Origin of the sequence: Undibacterium sp. TC4M20W (assembly GCF_049340245.1) — a bacterium.
Lineage (GTDB): Bacteria > Pseudomonadota > Gammaproteobacteria > Burkholderiales > Burkholderiaceae_D > Undibacterium.
In genome coordinates, this window is the sequence record NZ_JBMPPI010000032.1 from 31,149 (window position 1) to 48,978 (window position 17,830).

At 47.6% G+C, this 17,830-nt stretch carries 21 protein-coding genes; 10 read left to right on the forward strand and 11 right to left on the reverse strand.

Going from position 1 to position 17,830, the window contains the following annotated elements; genetic code table 11:
- The 3 genes from ACO0LL_RS25830 to ACO0LL_RS25840 all read left to right on the forward strand — a co-directional run bounded on the left by ACO0LL_RS25830 (position 1) and on the right by ACO0LL_RS25840 (position 2,367).
- Positions 1–423 (forward strand): hypothetical protein, encoded by a 423-nt coding sequence (locus ACO0LL_RS25830; RefSeq protein ID WP_422953684.1) that lies wholly within the window; start codon positions 1–3, stop codon positions 421–423.
- Between the two features lie 110 nt (positions 424–533).
- Positions 534–1,313, forward strand: coding sequence for a hypothetical protein (locus ACO0LL_RS25835; RefSeq protein ID WP_422953685.1), 780 nt, complete (start codon positions 534–536; stop codon positions 1,311–1,313).
- A 280-nt stretch (positions 1,314–1,593) separates the two neighbouring features.
- The gene (locus ACO0LL_RS25840) at positions 1,594–2,367 is read left to right on the forward strand and encodes a hypothetical protein (protein WP_422953686.1); all 774 of its coding nucleotides are present in this window, start codon (positions 1,594–1,596) and stop codon (positions 2,365–2,367) included.
- Between the two features lie 80 nt (positions 2,368–2,447).
- Here ACO0LL_RS25840 and ACO0LL_RS25845 read toward each other — a convergent pair whose 3' ends face one another.
- A complete protein-coding gene (locus ACO0LL_RS25845; RefSeq protein ID WP_422953687.1) occupies positions 2,448–2,831 on the reverse strand; it encodes a DUF3592 domain-containing protein in 384 nt (127 codons plus the stop codon).
- A 166-nt stretch (positions 2,832–2,997) separates the two neighbouring features.
- Between ACO0LL_RS25845 and ACO0LL_RS25850 the strand changes: the two genes are divergently transcribed.
- Complete coding sequence (locus ACO0LL_RS25850) at positions 2,998–3,564, forward strand: NUDIX hydrolase (protein WP_422953688.1); 567 nt, start codon at positions 2,998–3,000, stop codon at positions 3,562–3,564.
- A gap of 16 nt (positions 3,565–3,580) precedes the next feature.
- The gene (locus ACO0LL_RS25855) at positions 3,581–3,997 is read left to right on the forward strand and encodes a pilus assembly protein PilP (protein WP_422953689.1); all 417 of its coding nucleotides are present in this window, start codon (positions 3,581–3,583) and stop codon (positions 3,995–3,997) included.
- Between the two features lie 811 nt (positions 3,998–4,808).
- On the opposite strand, the gene ACO0LL_RS25860 is transcribed toward ACO0LL_RS25855, so the two are convergent.
- From ACO0LL_RS25860 to ACO0LL_RS25880, 5 genes are all read right to left on the reverse strand, one after another.
- Positions 4,809–5,543: a lysozyme inhibitor LprI family protein gene (locus ACO0LL_RS25860; RefSeq protein WP_422953690.1), complete on the reverse strand. Its 735-nt coding sequence runs from the start codon at positions 5,541–5,543 to the stop codon at positions 4,809–4,811.
- Positions 5,544–5,782: 239 nt separating this feature from the next.
- A complete protein-coding gene (locus ACO0LL_RS25865) occupies positions 5,783–6,175 on the reverse strand; it encodes a hypothetical protein (RefSeq protein ID WP_422953691.1) in 393 nt (130 codons plus the stop codon).
- 78 nt (positions 6,176–6,253) lie between these two features.
- The gene (locus ACO0LL_RS25870) at positions 6,254–6,748 is read right to left on the reverse strand and encodes a hypothetical protein (RefSeq protein ID WP_422953692.1); all 495 of its coding nucleotides are present in this window, start codon (positions 6,746–6,748) and stop codon (positions 6,254–6,256) included.
- Positions 6,749–6,953: 205 nt separating this feature from the next.
- Entirely contained in the window at positions 6,954–7,331 is a 378-nt protein-coding gene (locus ACO0LL_RS25875) for a hypothetical protein (protein ID WP_422953693.1), read from the reverse strand.
- A gap of 65 nt (positions 7,332–7,396) precedes the next feature.
- Positions 7,397–7,822, reverse strand: a complete 426-nt coding sequence (locus ACO0LL_RS25880) for an ExbD/TolR family protein (RefSeq protein WP_422953694.1) — start codon at positions 7,820–7,822, stop codon at positions 7,397–7,399.
- 396 nt (positions 7,823–8,218) lie between these two features.
- On the opposite strand from ACO0LL_RS25880, the gene ACO0LL_RS25885 reads away from it, so the two are divergent.
- Together ACO0LL_RS25885 and ACO0LL_RS25890 are read left to right on the forward strand one after the other, a co-directional pair.
- On the forward strand, positions 8,219–8,683 hold the full coding sequence (locus ACO0LL_RS25885) for a hypothetical protein (RefSeq protein WP_422953695.1): 465 nt from the start codon (positions 8,219–8,221) through the stop codon (positions 8,681–8,683).
- Between the two features lie 702 nt (positions 8,684–9,385).
- A complete protein-coding gene (locus ACO0LL_RS25890; RefSeq protein ID WP_422953696.1) occupies positions 9,386–9,991 on the forward strand; it encodes a DUF4240 domain-containing protein in 606 nt (201 codons plus the stop codon).
- 262 nt (positions 9,992–10,253) lie between these two features.
- On the opposite strand, the gene ACO0LL_RS25895 is transcribed toward ACO0LL_RS25890, so the two are convergent.
- Together ACO0LL_RS25895 and ACO0LL_RS25900 are read right to left on the reverse strand one after the other, a co-directional pair.
- A complete protein-coding gene (locus ACO0LL_RS25895; protein WP_422953697.1) occupies positions 10,254–10,712 on the reverse strand; it encodes a hypothetical protein in 459 nt (152 codons plus the stop codon).
- A 256-nt stretch (positions 10,713–10,968) separates the two neighbouring features.
- Positions 10,969–11,967, reverse strand: a complete 999-nt coding sequence (locus tag ACO0LL_RS25900; protein ID WP_422953698.1) for a LysR family transcriptional regulator — start codon at positions 11,965–11,967, stop codon at positions 10,969–10,971.
- A 244-nt stretch (positions 11,968–12,211) separates the two neighbouring features.
- Between ACO0LL_RS25900 and ACO0LL_RS25905 the strand changes: the two genes are divergently transcribed.
- A complete protein-coding gene (locus ACO0LL_RS25905; protein ID WP_422953699.1) occupies positions 12,212–12,496 on the forward strand; it encodes a DUF4148 domain-containing protein in 285 nt (94 codons plus the stop codon).
- Positions 12,497–12,818: 322 nt separating this feature from the next.
- On the opposite strand, the gene ACO0LL_RS25910 is transcribed toward ACO0LL_RS25905, so the two are convergent.
- The 3 genes from ACO0LL_RS25910 to ACO0LL_RS25920 form a co-directional block, all read right to left on the reverse strand.
- Positions 12,819–13,253, reverse strand: a complete 435-nt coding sequence (locus tag ACO0LL_RS25910) for a hypothetical protein (protein WP_422953700.1) — start codon at positions 13,251–13,253, stop codon at positions 12,819–12,821.
- Positions 13,254–13,581: 328 nt separating this feature from the next.
- Positions 13,582–14,205: a hypothetical protein gene (locus ACO0LL_RS25915; RefSeq protein ID WP_422953701.1), complete on the reverse strand. Its 624-nt coding sequence runs from the start codon at positions 14,203–14,205 to the stop codon at positions 13,582–13,584.
- A 668-nt stretch (positions 14,206–14,873) separates the two neighbouring features.
- A complete protein-coding gene (locus ACO0LL_RS25920; RefSeq protein ID WP_422953702.1) occupies positions 14,874–15,230 on the reverse strand; it encodes a hypothetical protein in 357 nt (118 codons plus the stop codon).
- Positions 15,231–16,148: 918 nt separating this feature from the next.
- Between ACO0LL_RS25920 and ACO0LL_RS25925 the strand changes: the two genes are divergently transcribed.
- Together ACO0LL_RS25925 and ACO0LL_RS25930 are read left to right on the forward strand one after the other, a co-directional pair.
- The gene (locus ACO0LL_RS25925) at positions 16,149–16,778 is read left to right on the forward strand and encodes a hypothetical protein (protein ID WP_422953703.1); all 630 of its coding nucleotides are present in this window, start codon (positions 16,149–16,151) and stop codon (positions 16,776–16,778) included.
- Positions 16,779–16,819: 41 nt separating this feature from the next.
- Positions 16,820–17,662, forward strand: coding sequence for a hypothetical protein (locus tag ACO0LL_RS25930; RefSeq protein WP_422953704.1), 843 nt, complete (start codon positions 16,820–16,822; stop codon positions 17,660–17,662).
- Positions 17,663–17,830: the final 168 nt, after the last annotated feature.

Consider the following 17,830-nt stretch of genomic DNA (forward strand, 5'->3'; position numbering starts at 1 on the left):
GTGAAAACGACGTTAAGACACTCATTCATCTTGCTGGCCGCTGCAAGTAATCTGCTGCTCACCACGCCGGAAGCGCAAGCTTTGGAGAAAAAATTCGACCTTCTCTTCACTGTAGTTAACTCCACTGCCCAGGTAGTCGAGATATGCGACCATAATCCGACAGAATGCAAAAAAATAATCCCGGGAGATACCTATCAAAATGGGTACATCACAAACGGGGAACAAGTTCCCAATTTTTACCGCTGGTTATATGGTACTACCATCGAGATTTGTGGAAAAAAAGTGCCCCTGAGCAGGATTGGCACGCCTCCTGTACAGGAAAATAATGGTCGAAGTATGATCTATTATAGAATGGCAATCAATGATGAAGGCTATCAGCGCGTATGTAGCGATGAAAAAAAGCCAGCAGGCAAACATCTCTGAACAGGCCATATTTGTTGAGCGAACTTCCCCCATCGGGACTTCCATATACAAGAATGCTGACATTGATTTGACGACCGACTGCAGATATTCCAGTGTAGATAATCAAAGATATGGCAAATAATTCCCGCAATGGCAAGAACAACTATCCTGGCGCTATCCTGCCTGCCCCATATCGAGCCAGGCCACAGCCTATCGGCGCAGTGAACGATGAGCAGATACGCAATGGCAACAAGCGTGCATTGACTTATGCCACTGCGAGCATGGATGACGAGCATAAAATCATCCACATCCGCTTATGCATGAACTATGGCAAGCCATCACTGGTAACCTGTCTGTTGGGACTCGCCAAAAAGCCCGGCGACGCGCAGTTTGAATACTATGCGAGGCTGGCCGATGAGGGTATAGCAAAATACTGGAGCAGAACCATCACGCTCAAGGGTGAAGCATGGGATGTCAGGGTAAGGCCGGAAAGATCCGCGCAAGGCATGCCCCTGACACTGGCAAACCCGGGCAGCCGCCTGCTTGGCAACCTGAGCAGGCGCTCGCGCAATCCATACCCGTTTTTTACCGGCACTTTATATTACGATGAGAATGACGGACCAGACCCTGAGCGCTCGTATGCCATGACAGCGGCGCATGAAGTTGGCCATCCACTATTGACGCATGCATTTGGCGCAACATGGTCCTGGGGACATGCAGGTACATCTACCCTGCTGGGCAGGAGATATGACTCTGCGCCAGAATGTCCTGCACAAGGTGAAATCAACCTCATGCTTTACTACAATAGAAATACCAGCTGTGTCATTGGCAGTGACAGTATTTTTGAAAGAACCATTGCCAGTGAAAACGACCTTAAAACGCTGGTATATATTGCTGGCCGGGGTAAGTGAGATGTTGCTTAGTGCCCTTGAGGTTTAGTAACAGCCTACGCAGAGTAAGTTGCAAAAACATACCCTGTCCACTCCACCCGCTAGAAAATGGCGGGTTGATACGCATATGATTGATGTTTTTAATTTTTGCAACAACCTCGAAAAAATAGAGAATGACCATATGGCCTATATAGATTTTTATGATGTGCACTTGCGGGTAGAAGGGCCAGCCGCATCAATGAAATTGTTTTTTCAAAATCACCTAACGGAGAATAACTTTTCATTTGCATCAATTGTACACATGCCAGCTGAATTGAATTTCGAGCTCAATAACTTTGTCGATGATGGTTACGCTGCCCTATATGGGGATTGGCATACCCTGACGGGCCGGTGGATGTTCAAAGATGCAGCGGCAAGCTATGGCTACCCATTCCCTCTTGCAACGCAAGAACAAGTGTTGAACTGCATCAAGTCCCTGGGTGAATTTGGTGAGACCAGGCTATCGCTTGGAGAATTATTCAAATCCAACCTTGATCACTATGGGCATGGGCATGCCAGTACCTGGTGCAAGCAATACTGGGGAATCAGTGAAGATGTTTGTGACGCCGTGATCGCCGTTGCGGACGAGCACACAGACATTATTTTTGAACTATCGCTGGCTATGCCCAAGAAATTATTGAGCTTATTATCCAAGCGGTATGCAGATCTGCAATTGACGGCATCATCTGCCAGGCAAAATGGCAAAGGCGCGAAAAGAATTGTCATGCTCAATGGTAAGGAGTTGCCCTCACAAGTACAGACAACGGCGGCGATTCAGGCATCCGTCTTACAGGTTAAAAGCGAGGTGCAGCGAAAATATTACCAGTACATGCTGGGGCCACATCAGCTTGGTGATGCGATAGAGATTAACCAGTATGGCAATCCCATGTTTTCAGGGAGCGAGGTCAGCGTCCATTTCATCAAGAGTCGCCTGGCCGACGGTGATGAAACTGAGGGGATCACATCACGCTATACCGGGCTGACAGACAGGCACCTGGCGGCGATACGCTTACTGCAGCAACAATGGGGGACATGAATTTCTTTACTTGTCCCAGTCAGTTTTTTTGCAGCAGCTTGACTGGCTGATTCGTCATCTCTAAAACATAATACTGCCACTCACGCAAACAGTAAGGCGGCAATCGCAAAGACAATTCCACCAATGACCATATACCAGGATGCTTTTTCTTTTTCAAAGACAAACTCATGTGGACGATTGGGGTCATACAAGACGCTGACTGGTCTGCCTGCTTCAAAATCGGCGATCAGTTCAGAAGGGAAAGAATGTTTAGCGGTGATTTTTTCACCCTTTTCAGTGGTGAAGCTGAACTCGGCAGTGTAAATCGATTTGCGCCTGGTGTAGTCCTTGATAGGATCAACCACGGCAGTTTTGCCTATGGCCTTCATATGTGCCAGGGATGAGCGCTCAGAGAAACCCGCCGCCATGAATGCAAGACCAGCGACCACGCCCAGGATTTTGAAGACTATGCTCTTTTTTGCCATGCTCAAATCCATGCCTAATCCACAATGATCATGCCAGTGTAGCATCATGATGAGGATGGCAACAACATCTGCATTGTGCCATGCCGCTATGCTGCGCAAGGGCAGTGCAAAGATGCAGGTGGGCAGCCCTCGGCTATAATCTGCGTTTTGAAACGCACATCACATCATGCAAGACCAGCTCACCGCCCTGCTACAGGCACATACGGCCAGCGACGCCACAGAAGCCATGCACTTGACAACCGCGCTGGACTTCGTGCGCAGCACCACCGACTGCGCCAACCGTGCTACCCTGGCCGGGCATGTCACCGCATCCGCCTGGATACTGCACCCCGATGGCAAGTCTGCTCTGCTGACGCATCACAAGAAACTCAATCGCTGGCTGCAACTCGGCGGGCATACCGACGATGCCGACACCAGCGTACAAGCCGCTGCCGCCCGCGAAGCGCGGGAAGAAAGCGGCATGGCTGACTTGCGCCTGCTGAGCGATGCCCTGTTTGATGTCGATGTACATCCCATCCCTGCCAGAGGCAGCGAGCCTGCACACTATCATTACGACGTTCGATTTTTATTCCAGGCGCAGCAAGTGGATTTTAATGTCAGCGAAGAGTCACATGCCCTGGCCTGGGTGCCGCTGGCAACGCTGGCGGCAGAGGATGGCAATGCGTCGGTCGCCAGGATGGCAAGGAAAAGTTTGGGGGTGTCAGGGTTGATGGATGTAGCGACGGTCAAATGAAGGTGCAGGTAAAGGCATGGCAATGAAAATCAGGCTTGCATTGCGCTTCGTGCTGCCACTGACCTTACTGGTTATGGCGGCACCATCGAGTGCGACCTTCCCCATCAGTGAACTTGAACTGCTCACGTACGACAAGATGCTGTTGACGGGCACCGCACAACCCGGGAAAGCATGGATAGCCTGTATAAAAACCAGTGACGGTAAACAAGTCACAGTCAAAAAAGGAGATACGCTAGGCCCACAGCTTGGCCGCATCCTGAAAATTGATGCCAAAGGTATCTATCTGGCAGAAACGGTGCAACTCAATGTTAGCGAGTGGTTTGAAAGAAAATTGTTTTGGCCTGTGGTGAGTGACAAGACACTGAGTGCAGAATGTAAATGGATAGCTGCGCCTGACAAGAGGTGGCACTATCCTTCTCACCTTCAGGATTAGCGCGCTTGCTGCCTTGTATCCTGCCCATTAAACCGAACATGGGTCATGCGGTGCGTTGCAACGCACGCTATCCTTTACTTCAAAATTCCAGTAAGTCTATTTTAGGAAGCGGCTCCCATTCCGTCATGCCGGACTTGATCCGGCATCCAGCGGCTTTGTTTGCGTACTGATGGCGCGTTTATTCAACGTGCCGCAATGCGCGGCCCTGCCGCTGTCCTCGCAGATAAACACCGCATGGCTTGAAGACTAACGACACCGGATGCGGGATCGAGTCCGGCATGACGGGTGGTGGCTATACGCGTTGCCAATGTTGTCCGGCATTACTCTACAATACAATTCAACAGCAGATGTATGACATGATTTGCGAAACCTGCAATTAGTGATACATGTGGTGCGCACAGCGCACCCTACTTTGCTGCGTCACATCTCCGTATGTCCATTTTAAGTGGCGCCCCCCACCCCGTCATGCCGGACTTGATCCGGCATCCAGAGGCTTTGTTTGCGTACTGATGGCGCATTTATTCACCGTGCCGCAATGCGCTGCCCTGCCGCTATCCTTGCAGATAAACACCGCACGGCTTGAAGACTAACGACACTGGATGCCGGATCGAGTCCGGCATGACGGGTGGTGGGGTTATGCGCGTTGCCAATGTTGTCCGGCATTACTCTACAATACAATTCAACAGCAGATGTATGACATGATTTGCGAAACCTGCAATTAGTGATACATGTGGTGCGCACGGCGCACCCTACTTCAGCCTATCCGCATTACACTCAGTTGCCACACAAATCTCAATCCGCCATACAAATCTCAATTCGCCACACAAGCCCGCTTAGTCTTGTCTGTGCGCAAAAAGCTGGCGCCGTTCGCAAAACTGGCGCGGGCACCGCAGTGTGAACTGCATCCATCACCCGCGGCTGACAAGACGAGCTGGTGTTGTTTGACAGTCAGCTTGATCTGGCAATTCTGGATATCGTTTTCGCCTTTGCCTGGCAGATAGCTATACACATTACCAGCCAGCGCGAACTTGCCATTGAGGCTGCAATTGTGGCCATTTGATTGTACGAGTATGGTATTCACCTGTGCCTGGGCATTGCCTGTGCTTTTGATAGTCAGGCAATCCTGCACTGTCGTATGGCTACCGTTGGCAAACTCCATGTCATGGCTGAATTCGTAGTTGCCATCCAGCTTGCCGTCGATCTTGCTGTTTGCCTGTGCGTCCTCATTCCATTGCACAAGAAATGCGATACGCCCGACATAGGCATTTTCCAGGCATTGCACAGTCTTGCAGGCATCGCGGGTAGTGCGCAACCAGCGTTGCTGGCTGGATTTGAGTAACTCACTGGTATCAGTACCTGTGGCCGGGCTGGCCGCTTTCATCATGGCCTTGTAGGCACCAGCAAGCTGCTCATCAAGCGTCGAGAGACTTCCCGTGTCACATATCATGCGCTCCACCGGTTTGGCGGCCTTGCTGCAATCAAAGCTGGCGGCTTGCGTGGTGCTTGCCAGGGTGGAGAATAAAGCGAGAATGAAAAGTAGGCGCATAGACTGGAGGAGCAAGATGTGACTAAAAAACTAATTTTATGTCAATTCATGTACTATCTGTCACTTATTTTTAAACCATAAAATCAACCAGATAATCATCATGACTATCTATTGATCATGATGGCAGTGACATACCCATGATACTGACCGACATTGCCATCGATGGTATCTTGATAGAATTGTGGGATATCCGTGCAAGACCCAGGCCGGTCATGAGTTGGGGCGGGCATTAACACCGTTTAGTCATAGTCAACAGTGAGGACTTTAGGAACGCCTTTGCGGCAAGACTTTACGCAATACAATGCGCTGTTGCTATTGGTTTTGCTGATATCTTTCCGGCTAGCCCACACAGCACCATTGAGTTCAGATGTTGAATGTTCACCGCAATAAATTAGAACGACGGTGCTACGTTCACTGATGGCAAAGCATGCTGGAAGCGGTTTTTCTTCTCCCCTATTCTGCACCATGACTTCGTTAAGTACAGTGCGATTAGCATCGCCGTCGCCATACTCAGGCATGAGGCGGTTACCTATCCAGAAATTGTATTTTCCACTGACATAAAAAGGCGCTGGCCCTGCATGACAAATGCTGGTACAAAAGAGAACACTCACGGCAACTATAAATTTAAGCATACATTTCTCATCGCTTCGTCAGCGTTGTGGTAAAAATCTTGATCAATAACCTTAAATTCACCAGGGCGTTATCAATTTTTATTTGTAAATAAGTACTAACCAAGTATATGCCGACTCTTTTCTTTTGATTTCTTTTTTATCGACAACGACCTTGTCTTTTATGACGATCAGAAAAATTTTGCTCACTTGTATCGGGTGCCCACTCATGGCACTCAACAGTTTTAGCGGGCCGAAAAATGAATTATATTCTTCACGGATAACGACAATATCCATTCCATCCGATTCACATTGAAACAAGACATTGTCAGCATCAGCGAGAACGGCATCATCAAGCATTAATTTTCTGTTCTTTGACACATACTTTGCTATCTGGGGTAATTCAGCACCGGTAATCGAGTCAATTTTATGCAGCCTAATGTCGGGTATGCTAACGGTGTAATTGGTTTTCTGGTCTTTGTATTCTTCTTGCAGCGACAGCTGCACCTCACTGGCCAGTACTGATGTTGAATACAGCAGGGCAGCGCCGGCAAGCAGGCATATCATGGGTTGCAGGGCGTGTTTAAAGACATGCATGGCTGTTTGGCATTTAAAAAATTGCTTGTATCAGTTAGCAGGGTCAGTCACAGGGCGCATTATAGTGCGCCGCATGTGTGCGTCGTTCACGGCGATGTTTGCCATTGCGTAAGGTGCGCCGAGCGCACCAACGTTGAATAACGAGAGTGCCTGCGTGATAAAAGCCGGTGCGCATGGCGCCCTCTGCGAGCTAGCACCGTCGTATTTACATCACCGCAATCAGCCGCACTTGCACTGCGTTTTCTTCTGCTTCTTTGCAACGTTGGCCAATAATCTGCAATTCTTCGAGTACTTCGTTGTTGTCGCCTGATTCGCTCAGCGCCGCTTCGAGTGCGCGTATGCTGATCAGCAGCTCGGTGGGGCTGACCCATTTGGCGTTTTCGGCAGGCCAGTTTTCATCGAGGTCTTCTTCGCTGATGTTGTATTCAACGTCAGAATAATCGACAAACTCGCTCAAGGCTTGCACGCCCAGTTCTTGGCAGTGGGCGTCGATGTCTTCAAGCTCGTCGAGCAAATAACCGAGGTCGTCTGGTGCGACGTCGTCGCTGTCGCTTTCAAGCTGTATCCGCAAAACCATGCTCATGATTTGGTTTCTCCGTGCCAGGTGAAATTTTTATCTGAAATTTTTGTCTGAAATTTTGTCTTCATTCAGGAAGGCAGCAGGCCATCGTTGACGATGTGGACGTAGTCCAGCCCATGACGCCGGGTCGATGCCAGCACTGAAGTCACTTGCTGGTAAGTGGTAGCATGGCTGGCACGCAGAAAGATAAACTGACGATGGTCGTGGCGCAGCGCGAGTGCCTTAAAACGCTGCTCCAACTGTGTCTTCGTGAGCACCTCGCCATTCAATTGCAGGCTGCCATCGAAATCAATGTCAACGAAATGGGCATTCGCATTCGGGTCAAAAAAGGCGCAGCCGCTTGCGCCATAGTCAAGGAAATGTCTTGCTGGCGGTACAGTCATGACCAGCATGGCAATCAGCGCCAGCATGATACCTATCATGGGCGTGCTGTCCATAGTCAGCAAGACTTCATCTTCTCTTTGCCTGCCCTGGGTTGCCTGTGCGTGCATCATGTCTTTATCCTGATTATTAATGCTGGATTACTGCCGGATTACTACCGGATTACTGCCGGATTTGCTGCTGCAGTCATATTACACATTTTGTAAAGCTGTTGCAAAGTGGGCAAGCTCAAGTGCAGGGCAAGGGTAGCCTGACTGCCAGCACCAAAGACCATTGTACTATCGGGCAATAAACCTGCCCGTGCCTGTCCGTTTTTAGCATCAGCCCGGCAGGCAAAAGAAATTCATCTTGATGTTCTAAGACAAGTTCTGGGGACTGTGGCATTATATTTTAGAAGTAATGCAGAGTAAGCCGAAGCAAGCAATAAGCAAACACTAAGCAAACCAGAAACAAAATACAAGTAGCCCTGAAGTCAATAAGTCAGTCTGATCCCGGTAAAGGCGAGAAGCATGAAAATCTATTCTGAAATCATCGTTCTGTATGACCACGTCGCCATGCCTGGCGAAGATGATTTTTGTCCGGCGTTCTGGCAGGCAGAAGAATTTGATTCAGATGGCGATTTTTATGGCGATGATGAATCGAAGGAATGGACCACGCTAAAGCTGACCAAGCATTATGCGAATGGCCGCAATAGTGACTTTCATTTGTATGTACATCGCGAAAAAACTGGCGATGCCGCACATGAGCTAGCCCGCTATTTTCAATACCGCAATGATGGCCAGTACAAAGAAAAAAAGAATGTGCAAGAAGCCAAAAACCTGTGCGTAGCCTCGTTTGAAATCAAGGCTGCATCGCTGGAAGACTACCGCGAATTTTTACGCACTGTGCATTTTTTCCTGGAACACACAGGCGGCATCGCTGCCAATGTGGGCGGCTTTGATGCATGGGATTTCAAGACGGAATTTGTGGATTGATGTTTTGTAGGGTGCGCCGTGCGCACCATGTTCGTCCATGTCCCCGTGTCCCAATGTCCATAAGTCACGAAAGATAAAAACGGTGCGCACGGCGCACCCTACTGCTGGTTCCATGGGCTTCGTTATGCTACCGCATGCTTCATCTCACAATATCAAAGCTGCTTTACAATCGCAATACGATATGCAAGCAGCAGCCCGGCAGGATGCGTAGGGTGCTGTATAACGCACCGGCTTTGGAATTGAACCCTGTGCGATACATCATGCTGCATGACGATGAGTATCGCATTCTCATTCGCAAACAAGATGTAAATTATTTTTGACGATAGATGGTGCGTGATAGCCTACCCTACATGACTGGCTGATTCATATCTGTCACTTCTGTCACTTGGCACACAGCAATCCTCCACCTGTAGCTACCAGCCCAACATCGTCATGCCAGACTTGATCTGGCATCCAGAGTCTTTGAGCCGTGCTAGTGCGCTACTCCATGTTCGCAGCAAAACAATGATTTCTTGATCTGCCTCCAAATAAGCTGTATCAGCATGCTAGCAACGCCGCTGGATGCCGGATCGAGTCCGGCATGACGGGTTTGGGGCATGCCATCTTAAAAATCTTCGCTTGTTTGCACAAAGCCGCGATGCAGAATGTATTGCCGTCCCCGCGTGCTTTACAATAACGGCCAGATCAACAAAGCGCATGTTCATGAACGAAGCATATTTCTGGGCCATCGTTGCCCTTGCCAGACAAACTGCGCGCACCCAGCGTGACGTAGCGGACAGTCTGGAATACCAACTCTGCAGACTTTCGCCTGAACAAATCATTGAATTTGAACTTCACTTCCGCAGACTGGTCTATCAGGCTGAAACAGGTGATGTCTATGGCGCTGGCTGTCTGTTGAACTGGGACTACATGAGCGATGATGGATTCTTATACTTCCGCTACTGGCTGGTTTCCATGGGCCAGGCTGCCTATGAAGAGGCATTACGCAATCCGGGCAGCATGGCAAAACTGGACATTGTTCATGATCGCGATGGCTATCCACTTGTTAATGATGAAGACTATTGTTACGCCATCTACAAGGCCTATGAAAAAGTTGCAGGTAAAGAGATTTACGATGATCTGCGCCTGCGCGAATCACAAAAAAACTGTGTAGAACCCGCCTGGTTTGACTGGGGTTATTACACCCATGAAGTGATGGCAGAAAAATTCCCCACGCTCTGGCAAAATTATCTGTCCAGTCAGCCTGACAAGGCCGCAGCCCGCAAGGTATTTACCGTAAGCAGCGAAGGCATCAGCGGTGAGGGTTAAACCGCTTGAGTTTGGCTGCTACGGCGCACCTGTTCGCGGCTGAAGCCGCTCCTACATTTGGTAAGCGCCAGCTCGTAGGGCGCATTGTAATGCGCAGCATGCAGGTATCTTGCACGGTATAGGCAGTTTGCCCAGGCATGTAAATATCCCTGCTGCTAGATTATCTCAACCGAATGCCTGAAAGTTTCGCAGACTATCCTGAACACGCTGCCGCGTGAAAAATACCATTCATGAACCACAGCCTGATGATCGTCTGTCAGGCTCACTTCGTGTATCCATAAATCGCCGTGGCCAATTGTCGCAAATGGGGATGAGCAAAGTCTTGCGGTGTCATGATGCTGTATTCAATCACGCCCGAATAAACAAGGTGGATTTTCAGATCATGGTACGGCCCCAGAAAACTTGCCTCTATCTGGATAGCGCGAATTTCTGAACGTTCACCAGTTGCCGGTTCAGAGATACAGAATCGCTCCAGCCAGGCATCATGCAGGCTTTGGTGGCTGCGGAGGTCATAATTGCCCGTGTCAATAGCGAAGGCATACACGTCTGGCGGAAAAAGATCACGATGCTCTTGCAAGTATCGTTGATAAGACGAGAAATCAAAGTCATATTCCCCTACCTGCTGTGATTCAAAGAATTTCATCTTGTAAAAATGTGGATGAGTAGGGTGCGCCGTGCGCACCGTTCTGGAGTCTGGCGATAGACATTCTTCGGTGCGCATGGCGCACCCTGCAAATCAGCAATTGATCATGCCTGCATGATAACGCGCACGAATCACTTCCCCAAATAAAAAACCGCCACGGAAGGGGGATTTCCGTGGCGGCAAAATACCTAAGGAGACACAACAATCATAGGATATCGGATTAATGTTACACAAGTATGACGACGATATTTTACAATTGCTCACAAGCATGTAATTAAGCCTGTCTGTGTCTGCTGCTCAATGCATCTCTGCTGCAAGGCCGCGTATAGTCATCTCAACCAATCCGCATCTTGCCCGGATGCGGTATGCCCAGTTCCCTGAGTTTTTCTTCATGGATGCGGAAAGGGCAAGTGCCCAGCCACATGTCTTCGTCTGGACGCGGGAACTTGCTGGCGACAAAATCGACAAAGCGCCTGACCTTGGCCGACAACTGGCGGCGGCTGGGATAGACCATGGAAATCGACACCGCACCAAAGCAGTGTTCAGGAAACAGCCTGACCAGCCGGCCCTGCGCCAGGTCATCATCAATCTGGAAAGACGTGCGCAAGACCAGGCCCATGCCCGCCAGGGCGCAGGCGCGCAGCACGTCGGCATTATTGCTGATGACTTTGCTCTGTATAGGGATGCTGCGGTAAGAATCGCGGCCTACACGTTTGTCAAAGGCCATCCAGTTATCGCGTAAAAAGTCGTAATTGAAATTGAGGCAGCGGTGGCCAGAGATATCCTCAGGCGTGGTGGGTGTGCCATGTTCCTTCAGGTAGCTGGGCGAGGCACACAGCAGTACTTCAGACGTGGCCAGCTTGCGTGAGATCATGCTGCCGTCTATTTTTTGCAAGTCCAGGTAAAAGCCGACATCAATCCCCTCTTCGACCAGGTCAACCTGGTGGTCAGTGATTTTGATATCGAGCATGACGTCGGGATAATCCCTGGCAAATTCGGGCAACAGCTGCGCCAGTTGCGCTTTGCCGAAATGCGGTACAGAATAGATGCGCAAGGTGCCGCTGGGTTTTTTGGCCGCATAGGAGGCGATGGCATCAGCGTCGTCGATATCGCTCAGGATGGCACGCACCCTGTCCAGATACACCAGACCCGTCTCCGTCAGCGACAATTTACGGGTAGAGCGGTTCAGCAATCGCGTGCCCAGATGGGTCTCCAGATCTGCGATATAACGGGTCACAACTGCGTTAGACATGTCCAGTGCCGTAGCTGCCTTGGCAAAATTGCCCAGCTCCACCACCTTGGCAAAAGTACGCATTGATTGCAATCTGTCCATTTTCAAGCCCCTTATTGTTCCTGATTCAGCAATAGTATATTCCCATTTTCATACTTTATTGTTGAATCCGAAAAGCCTACACTTCTTTCCATCGGTGCAGTGCAACATAAATCAAGCTCTACACCGCGCCGCTGGCGACGAATTGTTTCAGTTGTTATCGGAAGTGAAATTTCACTTCTCATGACAATTGAGCAAGATCACCGAGGCGGCTATCTCTTAAACTTACTTATTGATAGGAACGATCATGAATGCGAAACAACTCTTTTTGGCAACTAGCCTGACATTTTTGACAGCTACAGCCGCTTTTGCTGCAGATACAGATACTACAGCCCCAAAAACCCGCTCCCAGGTTCTGGCAGAACTGCAAGAAGCCCGCGCTAACGGCGAAGAAATCGGCTTGGAAGGTTTCTCCTGGTACCCAGCCCAGAAAGCAGCTCTCGTCAAAGCCAATGAAACACGCCTGGCTGCTGACAAAGCCAATAGCGACAAAGTAGCGACATCCAAAGCACAAAAATCGACACAAAACTAATTTGTCGGTTCGGCTGGCAAAGTCATTAACTGGCTAGTCTTTGGAATGATGAAACCCGGTGATCAGTGATCAGCCGGGTTTTGTTTTTTTGATGTTACGGTTCTTTTGGAAGACCTCTCAACACAGAGGCACAGAGTCACAGAGGGGGCACAGAGAAAACCTAAGATGCCATGCAAACTCCTGTAGGAGCGGCTTCAGCCGCGAACATTTACACCGTATCGACCATTCGCAGCTGGAGCCGCTCCTGCAATTACTCTGCCCTTTTCTAGGTCAAACCAGACTTGATCTGGCATCCAGTGGTTCTGCAATCATGCAAAAACGCTTAGTCTGATCGTCCAGAAGTTTGCACTTTATAGTAGGACTCGATATCTTCTAGTGTCATTCCCATTAAAGGCTCACTTGGATCATACTCGCGCGCAAAAAAAGAGAACATTCTAATGTCAGACTCATACTGCAGAATTGCGCAGCCCAAATCCATAAAATACAGCGATCCGCCCTGGGCTTGCCCATAGTAAGAACTGTGGCCTGCAACATAGAGCGCGGCAGCAAGCTTACCCATTTGTAGAACATCTTCGCCAGAAAAAAATAAGTGTCTTACCTTACTTGGATAAATCCAAAACGAGACAAGCTTTCCTTCCTGATACTTGCAACCATCAATACCATCAATCGTCGTTTGCACATGCTCAACCTCCGACTTCGACATGCCAAATTTCAGCGCCCCTACTCCAACGAAAGGTTCAAAAACAAGATCCGTCATTGACACTCCTTATAAATATCAGCACATACTACCTCGATTTGGTTCTCTGGCCATCTAAATCACATCGGGTAAAAATTTCACCTAAGCAGCAAGGTACGATTAGCGCGAGCGTAATCGTACGCATGTCAGCCGTCACCATCATTTTCCTTGGAAAAATAGTGCCCCCGATATTCCGGGTATCTACCGTCATTTCAGACTTATCATGCGTACGATTACGCTGCGCTAATCGCACCGACGCGGGCTGCATAACATTCACCTGATGGTGAACTAATTACAGAGGGAAGCTCACAGGGCAGCAACCCTATTTTTCGTACACTCAATTACCGCCTCACTTTTTTTTGCAATTTTCAATAAATTTTTCTTCATCAGCAAATAAAATTTCAACTAGCATTTGATTATCAAGATTTTTTTGAATAGTATTCAGATAAAACAATTGCGCATGACGATTATTTTCATCAAATTGCTTAATCTCTGTATCGAACAATTTTCGCGTCTCCGATTGAAGAAATATGTAGATGTTCGCCTCCGTCCCCAAAAAAATCATATTTTCCCATGCACGTTTTTTTTTATCGACCTTAATTTGGTCGAATGCTCGTCTCGGTAAAATCGCAATACGACCAGAAACAGAACTTATTATCTTTCTTAAATCCGTCAACATATCTTCCGATATATCGCACTGTATTTCATCTTTGATAATCGAGCATCTCTCCCATAAATAGAGCGCTAGAGTTGGAATAGAAGTTTCTTCACACTCTATACTGACAGTATCACACCAATCTTTCGATATAAACTGAAAACGTCTTTTTGAGGGCTTTTCGAATAATGACTCAGCTTTCAAGTTGGGAAATATTATTTGCAACATAGATTGAAAAACATGAAACTCTTCATTTTTTTTAATCTCCGTCGATAGGCCCAAATCCATCCAATAAATTGCTATAAGCGATGTGCGCATGTATACCTCAAATATGTTTGCGTCTAGAATTTTCGCAAATGTAGGTACGAATAGCCCAGCGTATTCGTACGCATGTTGTCATACCAATATATAAGGATTATATTCACCCATTCCTCAAAACACATCATGCTGCTATGTGCCATTGCCTTGAATCCTCGCCAAGCTTCGCTGATCCGACATATCGTTGTGACTCGACACTACGTAGTCTAGTCCAGGCGAACAGTGAAAAATACCCGACCATTTTTTCATCTGCTCTGTTGGAAACAACTGAAGACGATTTCATTGACACAACGGGCAATATTTTTGTATGTAAAGAATGCGGCACAGAATGGTATCTTGAGTGGCCCCCGGAAGAAAGCAGCTCTCGTCAAAGCCAATGAAACACGCCTGGCTGCTGACAAAGCCAATAGCGACAAAGTAGCGACATCCAAAACACAAAAATCGACACAAAACTAATTGTGTTGGCCATGTGCTGATGCGAAGGCCAGGTAATAACTGGCTGGCAGCAGAAATGATAAAACCCGGTGATCGATGATCAGCCGGGTTTTGTTTTTTCAAAAGTTGATCTTAAAAAGGAAGACTTCTCAGCGCTATGTGCAGGGTGCGTCATAACACACCAATTGATGAAATGAGTTCCAATCACTTTTCTGCGCATTGCTAATTTAGTTTTACCGACTAAACGTAAATATCCGGGCACCGCCCAAAACGAAAAAACCCAACAAAGCAAGTAATAGCCCCGTTTTCACGCTCCTGGATTCCCATGGCCATCTAGTACGTGAAGGATCATCCTCTAAATAAATGATCTTCATTCCTTGCCCACCGTGCAGTGTTTGGGATGTTGCCTGATCAATGTTTGTGGTTATAGTTACTTTCCGCCCCTGTTCAGTAGTGAAAGTCAAACGGACGCCAGTTTCATTGTTCGCTGGTTCAGATATTTTTTTAAGTGGTTCGACCAGACCGGTTTTTCCATGATTGTTGAAAGCATAGTTTTCGAAAAATCCATCTATACCCTCGAACAACCCCATAATCAGGAATCCAGCTGAAATAACTTGTATTCTGTTTTTTAGCGACATAGTAAATAGGTATTTTGATAATTTTTCTGAGCCTGGTTCTAAAGCTACGGTCTAGCTTGGGGCCCATGTAATTTTAAGTGTACGTAGGCTTATGTAAGCCTGAATGAATAAATTCAAATTAATTGCGGACGGAACAGGTATCTTTACTCACTTATTCGATTCCCCTTAGGTCCTCCAGTATGAATAATAACATCCCAAACTGAACTCTTATCTTATCTGCATTGAAGGCAGAGTCAGGTCCGATATCGCTACATTTATTCAATTTCAGCATGTAACACCTCACTCCGCCCAAAAAACTCCATACTTCCTTATAAGACCGCCTGCTTCGCCACGTCGGCTCCAGCTCTCATACCGAAAAGCCTTCGGTTGTTTTTTTGTGGAGGTGCTCATTCAATATTGCATAAATAGTTATATTAAAAGACAATAACCAAAATGCTGACCAGAGAAAAATAAGGATGGGCAGTTGCGATGCTTGATCGCTGCTCGCCAGGCCGCCTGGTGCTACGCGCTTCTGTTCCTGAATTCAGCAAGCGGAGGTACGATTAGCGTCAGCGTAATCGTACGCATGTCAGCCGTCACTATCGTCTTTCTTGAAAAGTATTGCTAAAGTAGAGCAGCCAATCAAGCATCAGGTACAGGGCACCTGCGTGCTGAAATAAGCGGGGAATGTTGCCTGGATATTTCTGGCATCTATCATTATTTCAGGTTTATCATGCGTACGATTACACTATGCACCTCCGCGGGCTCGTGATCTTTACCACCACAATAGTCCGGTAAAATCAGGTAGGGATTATTAAAACAATGGAACGGTGCAAAATATAATATTCATTCATCTGCAACCTAGCGGCCTTGATAACATTGGGAGAAATATTGGGAACTGACATCTCAGGAGTATTTCAGAAAAATGAAAATGGACGGTGGATTGATATCTCAAGTGAGTATAACGAAAATCGTGACTCAGCTCTTTTCGCTTGGCTCGCACTTGGTTCAGGAGATAGGGCCGGGACATTCTTTATAAAGCCATTGCATGAGCTACGCGGCTTCCCTGATGATTTTGAAATTCTCAACAACGATGAATTTGAAAATACACATCCCATATTACACAATGACATACACCCTCCCTGGAAAAGAGCCCATGCATCGTTTGCTAATCCCAGTTCCCTTTGGTACTTGAAAATTTTCATGGGATTTCATAGCTTTTCATGGCTATATGCTGATGAAATTCTGAACACCACACCCCGATGCATGCGCTGTATAAGTGTGCCAATTGGCATATTCAGTCGATGGGATCGAAAGTCATTGCCAGAAGAATGGCAGGCATGGTGTAGTGATTGGGATAAAGAAGGCTTTGCCAGGCCAGACAAAGTTGATGCAGATACAAAATTTGTTGTCATTGAATGGGATTATGATTTCACTCAAGATTTTGCCTATTTCGTTGATGAAGTCCGCCGTATGAAAACACTTCACGGTAAAGTACGTTTTGTTTTCGGATTCGGATAGCATGCGTAAATAAAATAACTGAGAAAAAATGAGTTTACAAAATGAGCCTTCCCCCGAATTTTTCTAGTGCCGATCCTATTTACCGCAATATACGGCCACTCGATGACTATCTGGCTCAAATTGCGTCGCTGCCCATGCCAAGTGATGAGCAGATTGATCAATTCTGCTACTACGTAATGCGCGACCATAGCTGGTATAAAGGCTCCATTTTGCGCGGGAAAAATTTTATTTTCTTTCTGAATCCAGAACTTGGACCAGGTACCAATGGCAATATACCTTTGAATCGACAAGATTTTCTGAGGTCTGCGGGGTACTTGCAAATGTTCGGTTATCTGGACTATCGCTTCGGTCTCGATTCGAATATGGATGCTGATAATATTCCAGCCATATTGCAAGAGCTTGGAAAGGTCAGGTGCTATCCATATTTATCAAACCAGTCAGTCGCGCATAATCTGATCTGGTACAGGAACGAAGATGTCGTTGAAGCTCTTCAGGGGAGCGGCAAAGAAATTGAAGATGTATCCCACCCAGACATAGACTTGATCCGACAATTATTTGCGAGACGCGCTGCATGGAAGTCAATACTTGACGATGAGTCCCGCGCATGGGCCAGGGAAAAATGGCATGCTGCCGAAATGCTGATTTATTATGAACGCAAAAACCAGCCCTTAAATGAGTATACGTGCGATAAAATTGCCGAATACAAAGCCCTGCTCAATGAAGACGAGCTGGCAAATTTACGTCCCAGAATACAGCGCGTTACGGTGGCCAAAGCTGAAGAAAGACTCGCTTACGATATGTTGAACCGGCAGGAAGAAGCCAAGATTAAAGCCACCATAAATAAAATGCTGGTATGGGTTGCGGAGATGCGGTTACGACCTTGACATATACAAGTGTTGTCTCCAATACTTGTCGCGTGCTAATAGATCGCCAGTATCTATTCGGACTGTCTCCCCTTTTTTCGCTGACCGTACGCAGCCAACGCCGCTGGATGCCGGATCAAGTCCGGCATGACGATTTTGGCGGCATCGCTTTAAAACGGACGTTTTTGC

Excerpts from the sequence above, each read along its gene's own strand:
- ACO0LL_RS25910 (WP_422953700.1), bottom strand. The coding sequence starts at position 13,253 with ATGACGGATCTTGTTTTTGAACCTTTCGTTGGAGTAGGGGCGCTGAAA.
- ACO0LL_RS25915 (WP_422953701.1), bottom strand. The coding sequence starts at position 14,205 with ATGCGCACATCGCTTATAGCAATTTATTGGATGGATTTGGGCCTATCG.
- ACO0LL_RS25865 (WP_422953691.1), bottom strand. The coding sequence starts at position 6,175 with ATGCTTAAATTTATAGTTGCCGTGAGTGTTCTCTTTTGTACCAGCATT.
- ACO0LL_RS25860 (WP_422953690.1), bottom strand. The coding sequence starts at position 5,543 with ATGCGCCTACTTTTCATTCTCGCTTTATTCTCCACCCTGGCAAGCACC.
- ACO0LL_RS25920 (WP_422953702.1), bottom strand. The coding sequence starts at position 15,230 with ATGGGGTTGTTCGAGGGTATAGATGGATTTTTCGAAAACTATGCTTTC.
- ACO0LL_RS25870 (WP_422953692.1), bottom strand. The coding sequence starts at position 6,748 with ATGCATGTCTTTAAACACGCCCTGCAACCCATGATATGCCTGCTTGCC.
- ACO0LL_RS25880 (WP_422953694.1), bottom strand. The coding sequence starts at position 7,822 with ATGATGCACGCACAGGCAACCCAGGGCAGGCAAAGAGAAGATGAAGTC.
- ACO0LL_RS25930 (WP_422953704.1), top strand. The coding sequence starts at position 16,820 with ATGAGCCTTCCCCCGAATTTTTCTAGTGCCGATCCTATTTACCGCAAT.
- ACO0LL_RS25875 (WP_422953693.1), bottom strand. The coding sequence starts at position 7,331 with ATGAGCATGGTTTTGCGGATACAGCTTGAAAGCGACAGCGACGACGTC.
- ACO0LL_RS25850 (WP_422953688.1), top strand. The coding sequence starts at position 2,998 with ATGCAAGACCAGCTCACCGCCCTGCTACAGGCACATACGGCCAGCGAC.
- ACO0LL_RS25845 (WP_422953687.1), bottom strand. The coding sequence starts at position 2,831 with ATGGCAAAAAAGAGCATAGTCTTCAAAATCCTGGGCGTGGTCGCTGGT.
- ACO0LL_RS25905 (WP_422953699.1), top strand. The coding sequence starts at position 12,212 with ATGAATGCGAAACAACTCTTTTTGGCAACTAGCCTGACATTTTTGACA.
- ACO0LL_RS25885 (WP_422953695.1), top strand. The coding sequence starts at position 8,219 with ATGAAAATCTATTCTGAAATCATCGTTCTGTATGACCACGTCGCCATG.
- ACO0LL_RS25890 (WP_422953696.1), top strand. The coding sequence starts at position 9,386 with ATGAACGAAGCATATTTCTGGGCCATCGTTGCCCTTGCCAGACAAACT.
- ACO0LL_RS25895 (WP_422953697.1), bottom strand. The coding sequence starts at position 10,712 with ATGCGCACCGAAGAATGTCTATCGCCAGACTCCAGAACGGTGCGCACG.
- ACO0LL_RS25840 (WP_422953686.1), top strand. The coding sequence starts at position 1,594 with ATGCCAGCTGAATTGAATTTCGAGCTCAATAACTTTGTCGATGATGGT.
- ACO0LL_RS25900 (WP_422953698.1), bottom strand. The coding sequence starts at position 11,967 with ATGGACAGATTGCAATCAATGCGTACTTTTGCCAAGGTGGTGGAGCTG.
- ACO0LL_RS25855 (WP_422953689.1), top strand. The coding sequence starts at position 3,581 with ATGGCAATGAAAATCAGGCTTGCATTGCGCTTCGTGCTGCCACTGACC.
- ACO0LL_RS25835 (WP_422953685.1), top strand. The coding sequence starts at position 534 with ATGGCAAATAATTCCCGCAATGGCAAGAACAACTATCCTGGCGCTATC.